This window comes from Saccharothrix isguenensis (assembly GCF_052936305.1).
In genome coordinates, this window is the sequence record NZ_CP193626.1 from 6,514,437 (window position 1) to 6,529,094 (window position 14,658).

Annotated in this window: 14 protein-coding genes and 1 pseudogene; 4 read left to right on the forward strand and 11 right to left on the reverse strand. The window is 72.2% G+C overall.

The genetic code is table 11. The features are described from left to right. Positions 1-130 precede the first annotated feature (130 nt). From ACRAKI_RS29060 to ACRAKI_RS29085, 6 genes are all read right to left on the reverse strand, one after another. On the reverse strand, positions 131-514 hold the full coding sequence (locus ACRAKI_RS29060; protein WP_033437744.1) for a DUF3040 domain-containing protein: 384 nt from the start codon (positions 512-514) through the stop codon (positions 131-133). Positions 515-921: 407 nt separating this feature from the next. Then, positions 922-2,004, reverse strand: coding sequence for a hypothetical protein (locus tag ACRAKI_RS29065; protein ID WP_447003675.1), 1,083 nt, complete (start codon positions 2,002-2,004; stop codon positions 922-924). A gap of 187 nt (positions 2,005-2,191) precedes the next feature. Further along, entirely contained in the window at positions 2,192-2,449 is a 258-nt protein-coding gene (locus tag ACRAKI_RS29070; RefSeq protein WP_447003676.1) for a hypothetical protein, read from the reverse strand. An 84-nt stretch (positions 2,450-2,533) separates the two neighbouring features. After that, a complete protein-coding gene (locus ACRAKI_RS29075) occupies positions 2,534-3,175 on the reverse strand; it encodes a Crp/Fnr family transcriptional regulator (RefSeq protein WP_447003677.1) in 642 nt (213 codons plus the stop codon). A gap of 120 nt (positions 3,176-3,295) precedes the next feature. Then, positions 3,296-4,594 carry a DNA polymerase IV gene (locus tag ACRAKI_RS29080; RefSeq protein ID WP_447003678.1) on the reverse strand — a complete coding sequence of 433 codons (1,299 nt, stop codon included), beginning with the start codon at positions 4,592-4,594 and terminating at the stop codon, positions 3,296-3,298. A gap of 38 nt (positions 4,595-4,632) precedes the next feature. Further along, a complete protein-coding gene (locus tag ACRAKI_RS29085) occupies positions 4,633-5,733 on the reverse strand; it encodes an amidohydrolase family protein (RefSeq protein WP_447003679.1) in 1,101 nt (366 codons plus the stop codon). A gap of 36 nt (positions 5,734-5,769) precedes the next feature. Between ACRAKI_RS29085 and ACRAKI_RS29090 the strand changes: the two are divergent. Then, positions 5,770-7,100: pseudogene (locus ACRAKI_RS29090) on the forward strand (glutamine synthetase). Here the strand turns inward: ACRAKI_RS29090 and ACRAKI_RS29095 are convergent. Next, positions 7,101-7,694, reverse strand: a complete 594-nt coding sequence (locus ACRAKI_RS29095; RefSeq protein WP_447003680.1) for a sigma-70 family RNA polymerase sigma factor — start codon at positions 7,692-7,694, stop codon at positions 7,101-7,103. Positions 7,695-7,995: 301 nt separating this feature from the next. Next, positions 7,996-8,718: a class I SAM-dependent methyltransferase gene (locus ACRAKI_RS29100; protein WP_447003681.1), complete on the reverse strand. Its 723-nt coding sequence runs from the start codon at positions 8,716-8,718 to the stop codon at positions 7,996-7,998. A gap of 34 nt (positions 8,719-8,752) precedes the next feature. Here ACRAKI_RS29100 and ACRAKI_RS29105 point away from each other — a divergent pair, with 34 nt between their 5' ends. Genes ACRAKI_RS29105 through ACRAKI_RS29115 form a run of 3 tightly spaced genes read left to right on the forward strand, consistent with a single transcriptional unit; the run spans position 8,753 to position 11,446 of the window. After that, positions 8,753-9,589 (forward strand): ParA family protein, encoded by an 837-nt coding sequence (locus ACRAKI_RS29105; protein WP_447003682.1) that lies wholly within the window; start codon positions 8,753-8,755, stop codon positions 9,587-9,589. A gap of 30 nt (positions 9,590-9,619) precedes the next feature. After that, on the forward strand, positions 9,620-10,414 hold the full coding sequence (locus ACRAKI_RS29110) for a DNA-formamidopyrimidine glycosylase family protein (protein ID WP_447003683.1): 795 nt from the start codon (positions 9,620-9,622) through the stop codon (positions 10,412-10,414). A 9-nt stretch (positions 10,415-10,423) separates the two neighbouring features. Next, the gene (locus tag ACRAKI_RS29115) at positions 10,424-11,446 is read left to right on the forward strand and encodes a quinone-dependent dihydroorotate dehydrogenase (RefSeq protein WP_447003684.1); all 1,023 of its coding nucleotides are present in this window, start codon (positions 10,424-10,426) and stop codon (positions 11,444-11,446) included. On the opposite strand, the gene ACRAKI_RS29120 is transcribed toward ACRAKI_RS29115, so the two are convergent. From ACRAKI_RS29120 to ACRAKI_RS29130, 3 genes are all read right to left on the reverse strand, one after another. Beyond that, entirely contained in the window at positions 11,447-12,691 is a 1,245-nt protein-coding gene (locus ACRAKI_RS29120; RefSeq protein ID WP_447003685.1) for a uracil-xanthine permease family protein, read from the reverse strand. Between the two features lie 201 nt (positions 12,692-12,892). Further along, positions 12,893-13,687: a phage shock envelope stress response protein PspM gene (gene pspM / locus ACRAKI_RS29125; RefSeq protein WP_447003686.1), complete on the reverse strand. Its 795-nt coding sequence runs from the start codon at positions 13,685-13,687 to the stop codon at positions 12,893-12,895. A gap of 16 nt (positions 13,688-13,703) precedes the next feature. Then, positions 13,704-14,567: a PspA/IM30 family protein gene (locus ACRAKI_RS29130; RefSeq protein WP_447003687.1), complete on the reverse strand. Its 864-nt coding sequence runs from the start codon at positions 14,565-14,567 to the stop codon at positions 13,704-13,706. Positions 14,568-14,658: the final 91 nt, after the last annotated feature.

The window sequence follows — 14,658 nt, forward strand, 5'->3', positions numbered from 1 at the left end:
GACTGAGCCAACCGCAGAAGTGAGCCGGGCTCCAGGGCTGAGCCCGCAGACTTGGTGCAGACAACGCACGGCCCGCCCCGGTGGTTGCGGGGCGGGCCGTGTGCGTTGTTCAGTCGGACTGTCGCGTGAACTACTCGTCCTCGAAACGGCGACGGAAACGTTCTTCCATCTTCTGTGAGAACGAGCTGCGGCTGGGCCGGCTTCCCTCTTCGCTGGGCTCCTCGGCACCCTGATCACCACGACGCAACGTCGTCACGGTGAGCAGTACGCCGAAGAACATCAACAGGAAGCCGACCACGCTCACCACCGGGATACCAGCGAGCTTCGGCAACATCACACCCGTCACGAGCAGTGCCACACCCACGGCGAACAACGCGATGCCTTGGATACGACGCCGTCGGGACGGCTTGCGCAGCTTGGCGCCGCGCACAGTGGATGCGAACTTCGGGTCCTCGGCGTAGAGCGCGCGCTCGATCTGGTCGAGCAGTCGCTGCTCGTGCTCGGAGAGTGGCATGGCTCCTCCTCCGGCACAGCGGTCGCGGGCGCCGGGTGTTCACGGTTGCCGCCGGTCCCGGCGGACGCCCCGCCCTGGGGGCGTCACAACCAGGATACGATTCGGGAGGCTTCCCGACTACCCAGTCCGTGCCCCTAAGCGGTTCGTTCTGTCACCATCATCCTCACGGGTCAACGGTCAGACCACCGTGAGGTCGCGGAAGCCGCCTCCTGTTCGCCTGTCAAGTGCTCAGCGTGCCCGGTTGTTCACTCCCGTGCCAAGCGGAACGGCGGGGCTGGACCGCCGGACTGCGGTCACCGCACGTCGCACAACGCCCGAATCGGACCCGAACCGGCTGCTTCGCGGCCCATCCGACCACAGCACGAGCCAGATCGCCACAAAGTCGGACCTGTCAACCGAGACGGACATCACAAGGCCCGCCCACGGGTCCGACCCACACCACTCCCTGGGCAACCGACTTCGGGATCACGAAGCCGGCCGGCCACCACCGGTTGCGGAACGATCCGGATCGTGCGCGCAGCGTCACCGGCGGCTCGTGATCGGTTCTTTTCCCGCCCGCCGACGACATCCGCACCACTGCCGACGCGGTGCCCGCCGGCTTTGATCGTCGGTCTCGGACGGTCACCGGCCCGGGTGGCGGCACGCAGCAGGTCCTGTGCCACCGCCGCCGGGAGTCGGCGCAGTCGGCTTGGCGGTGTGTGGAGGACGACCACACCGGCCGCAGCGAGGAGGTCCGCCCGGGATGTCGGCGTGCTGAACTGCCACGCCAGGGCGAGGTCGTCCCACCAAGCGTCGGCGGTACCCAGCGGGCGGCCCTCGGCGCTGCGCACCGGGACGTCCCAGCGCGGGCTCGGCAGCGGCACGTCGTCCAGCACGGCCCTCGCCCACGCTTGCGGCACCGAGCGGACGCCGTCCGCCAGCTCGGCCAGGACCTGCCGGACCTGGTCCGGACCACGCGACAGCCACGGTCTGAGATCGGCCACCGGGACGCCGCCGTGGCGGACCACCTCCGTCAGCACGATCCGGATGTCGTCGCGCAGGCACAGCGCCCCGGCCGCGTCGACCGCCGCCCTGGCGAGCGGGGCCGTCAGGAAACCCTTGCGGAGAACCGGGTCCGGCAGCCGGCGGACGCGCGTGATGCGGACCTCGGCGGTCGGCTCGACCGGGCGGTCGACCAGGATCTGCACCGGACCGGCGGCCGGCAACGCCCTCATGCCGTGCAGCTGGAGCGCGTCCACGCCCGTGAGCATCGTGCGCGGGCCGCCGTACCGGAGCGCTGCCCGCACCAGTTGCGCGCGGGTCGGCGGTGTCCGGGCCAGGAGCAGGATGCCGGGTAGGAGGTGCTGCCACGGGCCGTGCGGCCGGCAGCGGACGCCGAGCTCCTCGCTCGGCAGGCCGAGGTTCAGCAGCTCCGACGCGGTGGCGACGCGGCCCGGGAAGAGTCCGCCCAGGGCGTCGAGGTCGATGGTGGTCCGGTTCGAGGTGCGCATGGGGTCCACCATCGACGGTCCGGCAGGGAAGGTCGACGTGAAGATCGGCGACTGTGGACAACTCCGAGGGCTGTGGACAACTCCGGCCGACGACCCCCGGTGAGCAAGTGAGGCCTTCCGCAGACCCGACCGTCTGCGGAAGGCCTCGGCGAACGGCGGCCACCCCTCGTTGGCCACCGCTTGGTCTCTAGAGGCGCACGAGGTCTTCGCCGACTTCGACGTCCAGCTCGCGGCGGGCGGAGCGGACGTCGCGCCAGGCGTCGTGCACGGCGATCAGACCGCCGGCCAGCACGAGGGCGACGGCGAACGCCACCATCCCGTCGACGTCGGCCATGACGATGATCACGACGGCCGCCCACAGCTGGACGGCGGTGAAGACGAGCGTGCAGGCGAGGCGTTCGGTGAACTGGCGGCGGGACTTGGCCGGCTCCTCGTTGTGGTTCATGGCTCCCCCTCTGATCTCGACTGATGTCACATTTGTACGAGCTGTGACAGTCGGGTTCCGCGTCAGATGACGCACAAGGGGAGATCAGTTGGTGAAGTCGTAGAGGCGGCCCACGTGGTGGATGTCGATCTTCCGCCGCCCGGTGCTGATGATGCCCTCCTCGCGGAGCGCGCGCAGCACCCGCACGAGGGATTCCCGGGAGGTGCCCGCGATTCCGGCCAGGTCCTCCTGGCTCAGCGCGATGGCGCCCTGGTCGGCGATCCCCCGTTGCAGCGCCATGTCGATCAGGACGGCGGCGACGCGCTGGGTGGCCGTGCCGCTGATCTGGACCCGCTGGCGGTCGGTGTCGCGCTGCCGGGCCATGACGACGATCAGCACCGCCCACGCGATGCCGGGGTGCCGCTGGCACAGCGCGGCGAACGACGCGGCGGACAGCACCAGGGCCCGGACCGCACCGAGTGCCCGCACGGTCGCCGAGCGCGGCAGGCCGTCGACGGCGGAGCGCTCGCCCACGAGGTCACCCGGGCCGCGGACCGCGAGCACCTTCTCGTGGCCGTTCGCGGTGGTGGCGGTGACCCGGAGCAGACCGCGGCGGACGACCAGCACGTGCCCGGTGACCTCTCCCTCGTGGCAGACCACCGAACCGGGCGGGTAGTCGCGCTCGACGCCCGCCACGCCGAGCACGTCGTGCTCAGCCGGGCTGAGCAGGCCCCAGAACCGGTCCACGGTCCCACTGTGCCGGGTGATCGACCGGTGCGGTGTGGATCAGCCCGGCCACCACCCGAACGGCGCGGCGCGGTGTCGGCACCCCGAACCCGGTCACGCGAGGAGGCAGGATCCGGGCGATCACGGCTGGGGGCTGGGCGGTGGGCGGTCGGGTTTCGGTTCGTTCAGGCCCGAGCGGGCCGGGCCTGGGGTCAGCAGGGAGGCCGGGCGGATCGCCGCCTTGCCGAACTTCGACCGCGCCTGGTCCGCCGCCTGCTCCGCCTCACGCCACCCGCGCTCCGGCGCGTCGAACATCAGCTGCTCGCCGCCGTCGCCCTCCACCAGCTGCTCGATCCGCACCCCGATCAGCCGCACCGCGCCCGGCGGCACCTGCTCGTCCAGCAGGGTCGACGCCGTCCGGTACACCTCGTGCGTCACGTCCGTCGCCACCCGCAGCGTCTTCGACCTGGTGATCGTCGTGAAGTCGGCGAACCGCACCTTGATCGACACCGTCCGGCCGCGCAGCCCCCGCGAGCGCAAGGTCGCCGTCGAACGCTCCGCCAGCCGCAGCAGCTCCCGCCGCAGCAGCTCCCGGTCGAAGTGGTCGACCTCGAACGTCTCCTCCGCGCCGATCGACTTCTCCCGCGTGGACGGCACCACCGGCCGGTCGTCGTGCCCCTGCGCCAGCGCGTGCAGGTGCTCCGCCAACGCCACCCCGAGCACCTTCCGCAGCCGGGGCAACGGGGTGGCGGCCACGTCGGCCACCGTCTCCAGCCCCACCCGGTCCAGCTGCTCGGCCGTCCGCTGCCCCACGCCCCACAGCGCCGACACCGGCAACGGGTGCAGGAACGACAGCACCTCCGCGCGCGGCACGACCATGGCGCCGTCCGGCTTGCACATCCCCGACGCGAGCTTGGCCAGGAACTTCGTCGGCGCCACGCCCACCGAGCACGTGATGCCGTGCGCCGCCTCCACCTGCGCCCTGATCAGCCCGGCGATCCGCGCCGGGCTCGACCGCATCCGCTTCAGCGCGCCGCTCACGTCCAGGAACGCCTCGTCCAGGCTCAGCGGCTCCACCAGCGGGGTGATGTCGCGGAAGATCGACATCACGCCGCGCGAGACCTCCTGGTAGCGGGCGAAGTTCGGCGCCACGAACACCGCGTGCGGCGCGAGCCTGCGGGCGTGCGCGATCGGCATGGCCGACCGCACGCCGAACTCGCGGGCCACGTAGTTCGCCGCCGCGACCACACCCCGGTTCGCCGTGCCGCCCACGACCACCGGCTTGCCCGCCAACTCCGGCTGGTCGCGGATCTCGACCGACGCGTAGAAGGCGTCCATGTCGACGTGCAGCATCGAGCAGCCGGTGTCGTCCGGCCAGGTGTCGCCGCGCACGAGGAAGCGGTCGACCAGACCGCGCGGCAGGTTCGCGCTACGGCCCACGACCACCCCCAACAGGAACCGAACAAGCGTTCGACACTCTACGCCAGCCGGTAGGCCCGGTGCGCGTTCCGCCACCCGATCAGGTTGGTGATGCGCTCGGCGTCGGCCAGGGCGAGAGCACGCGTCCGCAGGCCGTGCGACAGGAAGTCGGACAGCGCCCGGCGGTAGAACAACGCGCCCAGGTAGTACAGCTCGGCCAGCCCGTAGGCGTCGGTGGAGAACAGGACCTTCCCGAACGGCACGACCTCCAGCGCCTCGGCCAGCACCCGGCTCGCCTGGTGCGCCACCGCGTGCGTGGCCAGCCCGACGTCCACGAACACGTGCGGGAACACCTGCGCCAGGTACCCGGCGTTGCGGTGGAACGGGTAGTTGTGCAGCAGCATCACCGGCACGCCGAGCCCCGCGGTCGCCCGGAGCAGGTCCGTCAGCAGCAGCGGGTCGCAGTCGCGCAGGGACAGGTCCGCGTCCCCGTAGCCGACGTGGAACTGCACCGGCAACCCGCGTTCCAGCGCCTCCCACACCAGGAAGCGGGTGATCACCTCGTCCGCGCACCGGGACGACCCGGACGTCAGCCACCGGTCGGCCGCGGCGACCACCGAGGCGTCCGACGGGCGCTCCGGGTCGAGCGCCAGCCCCACCCGGTAGGCCGCGATCGACTTCGTCGCCACCGCGGACGACGACGCCAGGGCCGCGCGCACCCGGTCCGGGAAGCCGGCGGCGCCTTCCGTCACGAGCTCCTCGGCCAGCCGCTCCAACCTCTGGACCGGAAGTTCGCTCGAATGGGTGAAGACGGACGGCCCGGCCAACCGCTCCGGCGACAGCCCTCCGTCCACCAGGAACATCGAGATCTCCGACGCCACGAGGAACGTCCGGTTCACCTCGGCGGCACCCAGCGACAGCCGCCGGGCCAGGTACTCGTCGGCCGGCGCCAGCACCGGGAGGTCCAGCAGAGGCGCACACCAACGCCGCACCGCGAGCCCCAGCGACGAGTCGAACAGGGACGTTCCCAGCGGCGACACCGACGACGCCTCGGTCAGCATCGACTCGAAGCCGTCCCGGTCCACGTCGGCCCGCAGCACCCCGTGGCAGTGGTGGTCCACGAGACGCGACGACGCCACGCAAGGCAGCAGCGGTTCCACTTGTTGAAGAGTAGTGACCTGGTGTAACCACGCCAGATGGACTCAGCCGAGCGGGAACACCGACGCGCGCTGGCCGCCGAGCTGGTGGACGACCTGCTGGAGCAGGACGTGGTGGCGATCGCGCTCACCTGGGTGGACCACAGCGGCATCACGAGGGTGAAGTCGGTGCCGCTCGCGGGCCTGCCCCGGGCCGCCGCGGACGGCGTGGGCGCGTCACCCGTGTTCGACGTGTTCCTGCTGGACGACACGATCATCACCGGGCGGCACGCCGGCGGCCCGGTCGGCGACCTGCGGCTGCACCCGGACCTGGACCGGCTCACCGTGCTGGCGGGCCAGCCGGGCTGGGCGTGGGCCCCGGCCGACCGCTTCGACCAGCACGGCGAACCGCACCCGCAGGACGAGCGCGGCCTGGCGCGTGCGGTCGCCGACCGGCTCACCGTGCACGGCTACGAGGTCCAGGCGGGCTTCGAGGTCGAGTGGGTCGTCGGCGAGGGCGGCACGGACGAGTTCCGACCCGCGACCACCGGCCCCGGGTACGGCCACGCCCGGCAGGTTGAGCTGTCCGACTACGGCGCCGACCTGCTGTCCGCGCTGGCCGAGCAGGACGTCGAGGTGCTCCAGTTCCACCCCGGGTACGCGCCCGGCCAGTTCGAGCTGTCCACCACGCCCGAGGACCCGGTGCACGCGGCGGACACGTCGGTGCTGGTGCGCGAGACGATCCGGGCCATCACGATCCGGCACGGGCTGCGCGCGTCGTTCTCGCCGCACGTCACCGCCGACGGCGTCGGCAACGGCGGTCACCTGCACGTGAGCCTGTGGCGCGACGGCCGCAACCTGTTCGGCGGCGGTGAGAGCTGGTTCGGGCTGACCGACGAGGCGGAGTCGTTCGCGGCCGTGTGCTGCGACGGCTGCCCGCCCTGTGCGCGATCGGCGCCCCGTCGGTGGCCAGCTACCTCCGGCTGGTGCCGCAGCGCTGGGCGGGCGCGTTCGCGGTGTGGGGCCTGGAGAACCGGGAGGCGGCGGTGCGGCTGGTCGCGGGGCGCGACCTGGGGGTCAAGTGCTTCGACCTGACCGCGAACCCGTACCTCGTGGTGGCGGCCACGATGGCGGCGGGCCTGGCCGGGATCGTGGACCGGGCGCGGCTGCCCGAGCCGGTCGCGGTCGACCCGGCCCTGCTCCCCGGCGCCGAGCGCCTGCCGACGTGCCTGGAGGACGCCGTGGCGGCGTTCGAGGCGGACGAGGTGCTGACCGAGGCGTTCGGCGTGGAGTTCGCCGAGACCATCGCCGACGTGCGGCGCGGCGAGATCGCCCGGTTCGCCGACCGCGCACCGGAGCAGGTCGCCGCGCTGACCCGCTGGCGGCACTGACTACGCCTCGTCCAACGCCTTGCGCAGGCGTGCCAGCGCCCGGTGCTGGGCCACCCGGACCGCGCCGGGCGTGGAGCCGACGACGTCCGCCGTCTCCTCCGCGGACATGCCGAGGACGACCCGCAGCACCAGGATCTCCCGCTGCCGGTCCGGCAGGACGCCCAGCAGCCGGCCCATCCGCTCGGACATTTCGTTGTGCAGCGTCCGCTGCTCGGGCCCCGGCTCGGCGCCCGGCCCGTCCGGCAGCTCCGGCACGGACTCGGCCCGGTTGCGGGCGGAGGCGCGGTGCGCGTCGGCGACCTTGTGCGCGGCGATGCCGTACACGAACGCCATGAACGGCCGGCCCTGCTCGCGGTAGCCCGGCAGCGCCTTCAGCACCGCGAGGCACACCTCCTGCGCCACGTCCTCCGCCGACGCCGACGACCGGTCGCCACGACCGACCCTGACCCGGCAGTACCGCACGATCACCGGCCGGATCCTGGCCAGCAGGTCCTCCACCGCCCGCCGGTCACCCCGGACCGCCGCTTCGACGAACGCCTCCGGTCCCTCGTCCGTGCGGGCCGGGGCGGAGGACCGGGCGCTCCCGAACCGCACGGACCTCACCGCCCTCCCCGCGTGACCGCGTAGTCCCGGAACCAGTCCGGACTCGACCAACCCGGACCCGACCAACCCGGACCCGACCAACCCGGACCCGATCGGCCCGGATCCGCCCAACACTGTTGTCATCGCCAGCTCCTCGGCGTCCGCGCGCCGGACGACCATCGGGGGCACATGCCAACGCGACGCCGATCCCTGACGGGGATGACGCCGGTCCCGTGAAGTTACGCCGAATGGACGCGTTTAGAACGCGATCGGCCGTACGGAGAGGGCTGGATGGTGCGCCGGGTAACCGAAGTCACGCCGGCTTTCGCGCCAGCACGTGCAGGCGTGCGGCCACGTCCCGCAGCGGCGGGTGGGCCGCCGCGGCCAGCTCCAGCTCCGCCAGCGCGTCGGCCGCGCCGGGGTTGGCCTCCAGCACCGCGCCGGGCACCAGGTCCGACACCACGCCGTGGCCCTGGACCAGCTCCACCTCCAGGCCCGCGGCCAGCACCAACGCCTCCAGCCCGACCACGTCGAACCGGCGCAGCAGCGGGTCGCGGGTGCCGACGAGCTGACCGGACTCGTCGTCCAGCAACCGCCGCGCGTCGACCAGCCGGCCGGCGATCGCCCGGTGCAGCACGGCCGCGTACCGGTTCGCCACCAGCACGGACACCGCGCCACCGGGAGCGGCGGCGGCGGCCAGCGCGGCCAGCGCGACACCGGCGTCGTCCACGACCTCCAGCAGCCCGTGCCCGAGCACGAGGTCCGCCGAGCCGTCCCGGTCCAACGCGTCCGTGTCGCCCTGAACAGCGGTGATGCGGTCCACCACGCCCTCGTCCGCGGCACGGCGGTGCAGCGTGGCCAGCGCGTCCGGGCTCGGGTCGACGACCGTCACCGAGCACCCGGCCACGGCCAGCGGCACGGCCCACACGCCACTGCCACCACCCACGTCGAGCACCCGCGGCGGTTCACCGCCCCGGCGGTCCCGCGCGGCGGCCAGCTCGGCGTCGAGCACCCTGTGTACGGCGTCCGGTCGCATGGACGTAGAGCGTAAGGGCCGTAGGCTGCACAACGTGCATACGGTGGCGGTGCTCAGCCTCAAGGGTGGCGTTGGGAAGACGACGGTCGCGCTCGGTCTGGCGTCGGCCGCGCTGCGGCGTGGGATCCGGACGCTGGTCATCGACCTGGATCCACAGTGCAACGCCACCTCGACGTTGGAACCCGGCGACACCGAGGCCAGTGTCTACGACGTCCTCCAGGATCCGAGTGAGGACACGCTGCGCAAGGCGATCGCACCCAGCGCATGGGGTGACGGCGTGGACGTGCTGGCCGGTTCCGAGGACGCCGAGTCGCTGAACCACCCCGACCCGGGCGAGACCAGGCTCGGCCGGCTGCGCGAGGCGCTGCGGCTGCTCCGGGACGACGAAGACCCCTACCAGCTCGTGCTGCTGGACTGCCCGCCGTCACTGGGTCAGCTGACCAGGTCCGCGCTGGTCGCGGCCGATCGGGCGCTGCTGGTGACCGAGCCGACGATGTTCGCGGTGGCGGGCGTGCAGCGGGCGTTCGAGGCGGTGCAGGCCGAGCGCGAGCACAACGCGGAACTGCAGCCGCTGGGCGTGGTGGTGAACCGGGTGCGGCCGAGGTCGCACGAGCACCAGTTCCGGATCGACGAGTTGCGCGACATCTTCGGTCCGCTGGTGATGCCGGTGGCGCTGCCGGACCGGCTGGCGGTGCAGCAGGCGCAGGGCGCGTGCATGCCGATCCACGAATGGGGCACGCCGGGCGCGCGCGAGGTGGCGCTGGCGTTCAACCTGGTGCTGGCGCGGATACTGCGGATCAGCAGGAGCAGACGCAGGGCCGTGCACCACGACTTCGACGACGAAGAGATCGAGGAGGCGGTGGACGCGTGAGCGCCGCGCCCCTTCCCGGGTCCGACCGCAGTGCCCGAGGGTGACACGGTCTTCCTGGCCGGGCACCGCCTGAACGAGGCGTTGGCCGGCCGCCGACTGCTGCGCGGCGAGTTGCGCCACCCGACGTGGGCCACGGCCGACCTGAGCGGCCGTGAGGTGCTGGAGGTGCGGTCGGTCGGCAAGCACCTGTTCACCCGCTTCTCCGGCGACCTGAGCCTGCACAGCCACTTCCGGATGGACGGCGCGTGGCACCTGTACCGGCCCGGTGACCGCTGGCGGCGGCCCGGCCACCAGGTGCGGGCGCTGCTGGAGGTGCCGGACCGGGTCGCGGTGGGGTTCGCGCTGCACGACCTCGAACTGCTGCCGACCGGCGAGGAGTCGCGGCTCGTCGGGCACCTGGGGCCGGACCTGCTGGGCGACTGGGACGACGAACGTGCGGCCGAAGCGGTCGCCAGGCTGACGGCCGACCCGGCCCGGCAGCTGGGCCTGGCGCTGCTGGACCAGCGCGTGATGGCCGGTGTGGGGAACCTGTACAAGGCCGAGGTGTGCTTCCTGCTGGGCGTGTCGCCGTGGAGCCCGGTGTCGGCGGTGGACCCGGCGGAGGTGGTGCGGCTGGCGCGCAAGCTGCTGCTCGCGAACGCCTGGCACCCGGAGCAGAGCACGACCGGGCTGATGGGGCGCGGACGTCAGCACTGGGTGTTCGAGCGGGGCGGCAAGCCGTGCCTGCGCTGCGGGACCAAAATCAAGGTCGGCGGGCAGGGCGCGGGAGTGCTGGAGCGCCCGGCGTACTGGTGCCCGCGCTGCCAGCCGGGACCGATCGCTTAGGGTTGCCGCGTGGTCTACAAGAGCGTGGTGCGCAAGGCGTTGTTCCGGATGCACGGCGGGGACGCGGAGCGGGTCCACGAGACCACCCTCGACATGTTGGAGCTGGTGAGCCCGGCGGCGAAGCTCGTGCCGCGGCAGTCGGCCTCGGAGCGAACGGTGTTCGGCGTGCGGTTCCCCGGCCCGGTCGGGCTGGCCGCCGGACTGGACAAGAACGGCCGGGCGCTGCCCGCGTGGCCCGCGCTCGGGTTCGGGTTCATCGAGGTCGGCACGGTCACCCGCCACCCCCAGCCCGGCAACCCCAAGCCGCGCCTGTTCCGGCTGCGCGAGAGCGAAGCGATCATCAACCGGATGGGCTTCAACAACGACGGCGCGCAGGAGCTGGCCAACCGGCTGGACCGCCTCGGTCCGCTCCCCGTGCCGCTGGGCATCAGCCTGGGCAAGTCCAAGGTGACGCCGGTCGAGGACGCGGTGGAGGACTACCGGACGTCCCTGCGCGCGCTGTACCGGCACGGCGACTACTTCGCGATCAACATCAGCTCGCCGAACACCCCGGGCCTGCGCAGCCTCCAGGACCGGGCCGCGCTGACCGAACTGCTGTCCGCCCTCAACGCCACCGCGGACGAGCTGGCCGGGTCCGCGCCGCGCAAGCCGATCCTGGTCAAGATCGCCCCCGACCTGACCGACGAGGCGATCGTCGAGCTGCTCGAGGTGTGCGACGCGCACGAGGTCAGCGGCCTGATCGCGACCAACACCACGCTCTCCCGCGACGGCCTGGCGCCGGCCGACCAGCACCTGGCGCGGGAGGCGGGCGGGCTGAGCGGCAGGCCGCTGACCGAACGCGCCCGCGAGGTGGTGCGGTTCGTCAGCAAGGAGACCGACGGCCGGCTGCCGATCATCGGCGTGGGCGGCATCGCGAGCGTGGACGACGCCAAGCGCATGCTCGACGCGGGCGCCAGCCTGCTCCAGATCTACACGGCGTTCATCTACGAGGGCCCCGGCCTCGTCCACGGCATCAACAAGGCCTGCGTCTGATCAGGACCTGCGGGCGGCGCGCAGCGAGCGCAGCACCGGGTGCAGGATCACGACGAGCAGCGAGCCCCAGACCAGGCCGCCCAGCTCCATGTCCCCCAGCTGCAGGGTCAGGTCGCCCACCCCGGCTACCAGCGCCGCGCCGCCGACCAGCGCGTTGCCCGGGTTTGCCAGGTCGACCCGGTTCTCCATCCACACCCGCACGCCGACGAGGCTGATCAGGCCGAACAGCACCAGGGTGGCGCCGCCGACCACGCCCGCCGGGATGGTCGCGAGCACCGCCGTCACCTTCGGCGAGAACGACATCACCACCGCCGCCACACCGGTCACCGCGTACGCGGCGGTGGAGAAGACCTTGGTCACGCCCATCACGCCGATGTTCTCGGAGTACGTCGTGGTGCCCGACCCGCCGCCGAAACCGGCCAGCGCGGTGGACACGCCGTTGGCGATGATCGAGTCGCCGACGTTGCCGTCGAGGTTGCGGCCGGTCAGCGCGCCGACCGCCTTGACGTGGCCCACGTTCTCCGCGACCAGCACGATCACCACCGGCAGCACCAGCAGGGTCACCGACGGCCGCAGCTCCGGCGCGTGGAACTCGGGCAGGCCGAACCACGCCGCCGCGCCGACCACGTCCAGGTCCACCAGGCCGAGCGAGAAGCCGAGCACCCACCCGGCGACCACCCCGATGAGCACGGAGAACCGGAAGAACGAGCCACGGCCCAGCACGCCGCACAGCAGGATGATGCCCATCGTCACGGCGGCGGGCACCGGTTGCTCGGCGAACGAGTCGGTGGCCCGGTGGGACAGGTTGAGCCCGATCAGCAGGACCACCGCGCCGGTCACCACCGGCGGCATCACGGCCTCCAGCAGCCGCACGCCCAGGGCCTTCACCGCCACCCCGATGATGATCACCAGCAGCCCGGCGGCCAGCACGCCGCCGAGTTGCGCGGCGATGCCCTCGTCGCGGGCCGCCGCCAGTGGCGCGATGAACGCGAAGGACGCGCCGAGGTAGCTGGGCACCCGGTTGCGGGTGATCAGCAGGAACAACAGGGTGCCGACGCCGGAGAACAGCAGCGTGGTGCTGACCGGGAGCCCGGTGGTGGCGGGGACGAGGATCGTGGCGCCTGCCATGGCGACCAGGTGCTGGACGCCGAAACCGATGGTGCGGGGCCAGCTCGACCGCTCCTGCGGCTCGATGGCGTCACCGTCGAGGGGACGGCCATCACCGTGCACGGTCCACAACGCCACTCGATGACCTCCCCGGCGACCAGGACGGACCACGGCGTCCGACCCAGGGATCCTGCCACGCCACGTAGTGGCTGCGGCTATATAACGGTCTGATAATCACACGATCGCAGCAGCGTACGCCAGTGCCGCGGCCGAGTCAGCGGCACACCGCTACGCAACGTGACGTAATCGAGGTTCGTGCAGATGGCCCCGTGCCGCCGTTCAGCGGGACAGCTCGCGCAGCGCGGACGCCAGCCCGGCCAGGTGGTCCGCCGCGTCGTCCAGCACTTCCCGGGGGTTGGACGCAGTGCTCTCGGCGAGCACTCGACCGGCCGCGGCGACCAGGCCGCAGTAGCCGTCCACGCCTTCGTCGAGCTGGGCGCGCAGTCTTCGCACGCCCTCGACGAGCGGGGCCCGCTCCAACGGCGGCGCGGTGTCACGCGCGCGTTCCACCGCCTGCAGCTGGTGGGACACGGCCCGGATCGCGGACGCGGCCTCGGCCCCGGTGGCGCGGGCCTGCTCGACCGAGTCGGTGGGCACGGACGTGAGCACGGTCGAGTCGAGCTGGCGCAGCAGCTCCCGCAGCGTGTCCTCGGCGTCCTCCAGCCGTTCCATCGGCTGACGGGCCGCCGAGGAACGGCCGGGCAGCGGCACGCGCACCGGTGCCGCCGCCAACTGCTGCCGCTCGGTGTCGATGCGCCGCAGCTTCAGCTTCGTGCGCACCGCCAGCACCGACGTGCCGGCGAAGCCCAGGGCCGCGCCGATCCCGACGCCCTCGACCAGCACGCCGGCGATGGTGAGCGTGCCGACCACCGCGAGCAGGGCCAGCACGATCAACCAGAAGGTCAGCACGCGGCTCGACCGGCGGTACTGCCGGTCGAGCTTCGCGCGCGGGTCGTTCCAGGCGGCGTACCGCCGCTTCACCTGGTCCGCGAGTTCTCCCTGGAGGATCTGCCCCTGCAGCTGACCGCCGATGACCTTGGCGATCTCGCCGGCCACCTTCCGCCGGGGATCCATCGCGGACACCATCCTCTCAGCCCTGGCTCGCCGGCGGGTTCTGCCGCATCTGCTGGGTCGGCTGCGCCTGCGTCTGCTGCACCCGCTGCTGGATCTCCTGCTGGATGTTCGCGCTCGCACTGGCCGGCTGACCGCTCGTCACCTCGCCGGCGACCTTGCCGCCGCCCATCGACGCGCGGATCTGCTCCAACCGGGAGTGGCCCGCCATCTCGGTGGTCGACTGCTGGACCTCCAGCATCCGGCCCTGCACCGAGTTCTGCGCCAGCTCCGCGGAACCGAGGGCGGTGGTGTACCGCTTCTCGATCTTGTCGCGGACCTCTTCCAGCGACGGCGTGTTGCCCGGCGCGGCCAGCTCGGTCATCTGGCGGAGCGAGTGCGAGACCTGCTCCTGCATCTTCGCCTGCTCCAGCTGGCTGAGCAGCTTGGTGCGCTCGGCGAGCTTGGTCTGGAGCACCATCGCGTTGCGCTCGACGGCCTGCTTCGCCTGCGTCGCCGCCTGCAACGCCTGGTCGTGCAGCGTCTTCAGGTCCTCGATGCTCTGCTCGGCGGTCACCAGCTGGGTGGCGAAGCCCTGCGCCGCGGTCTCGAACTGCGTCGCCCGCGCGTCGTCGCCCTTGCCGCGCGCCTCGTCGGCGAGCACGAGCGCCTGGCGTGCGGAGGCCTGGAGCTTTTCCACCTCGCCCAGCTGGCGGTTGAGCTTCATCTCAAGCTGGCGCTGGTTGCCGATCACCGCAGCGGCCTGCTGGGACAACGCCTGGTGCTGACGCTGAGCCTCCTCGATGGCCTGCTGGATCTGCACCTTCGGGTCGGCGTGCTCGTCGATCTTGGACGAGAACGCCGCCATGAAGTACTTCCATGCCTTCACGAAAGGGTTGGCCATCTCCTACGCCTGCCTTCTCCGCACTTCCCTGGCTCGCGCTCGTGATTGGCAACGACCCGGTGCCGGTGTTGGTTCCATCGTGTCAGTTGTC

Bases quoted from the DNA above. Each gene is read 5' to 3' on its own strand.
- pspM (WP_447003686.1), bottom strand. From the start codon at position 13,687: ATGGATCCCCGGCGGAAGGTGGCCGGCGAGATCGCCAAGGTCATCGGC.
- ACRAKI_RS29130 (WP_447003687.1), bottom strand. From the start codon at position 14,567: ATGGCCAACCCTTTCGTGAAGGCATGGAAGTACTTCATGGCGGCGTTC.
- ACRAKI_RS29100 (WP_447003681.1), bottom strand. From the start codon at position 8,718: ATGCGACCGGACGCCGTACACAGGGTGCTCGACGCCGAGCTGGCCGCC.
- ACRAKI_RS29060 (WP_033437744.1), bottom strand. From the start codon at position 514: ATGCCACTCTCCGAGCACGAGCAGCGACTGCTCGACCAGATCGAGCGC.
- ACRAKI_RS29065 (WP_447003675.1), bottom strand. From the start codon at position 2,004: ATGCGCACCTCGAACCGGACCACCATCGACCTCGACGCCCTGGGCGGA.
- ACRAKI_RS29070 (WP_447003676.1), bottom strand. From the start codon at position 2,449: ATGAACCACAACGAGGAGCCGGCCAAGTCCCGCCGCCAGTTCACCGAA.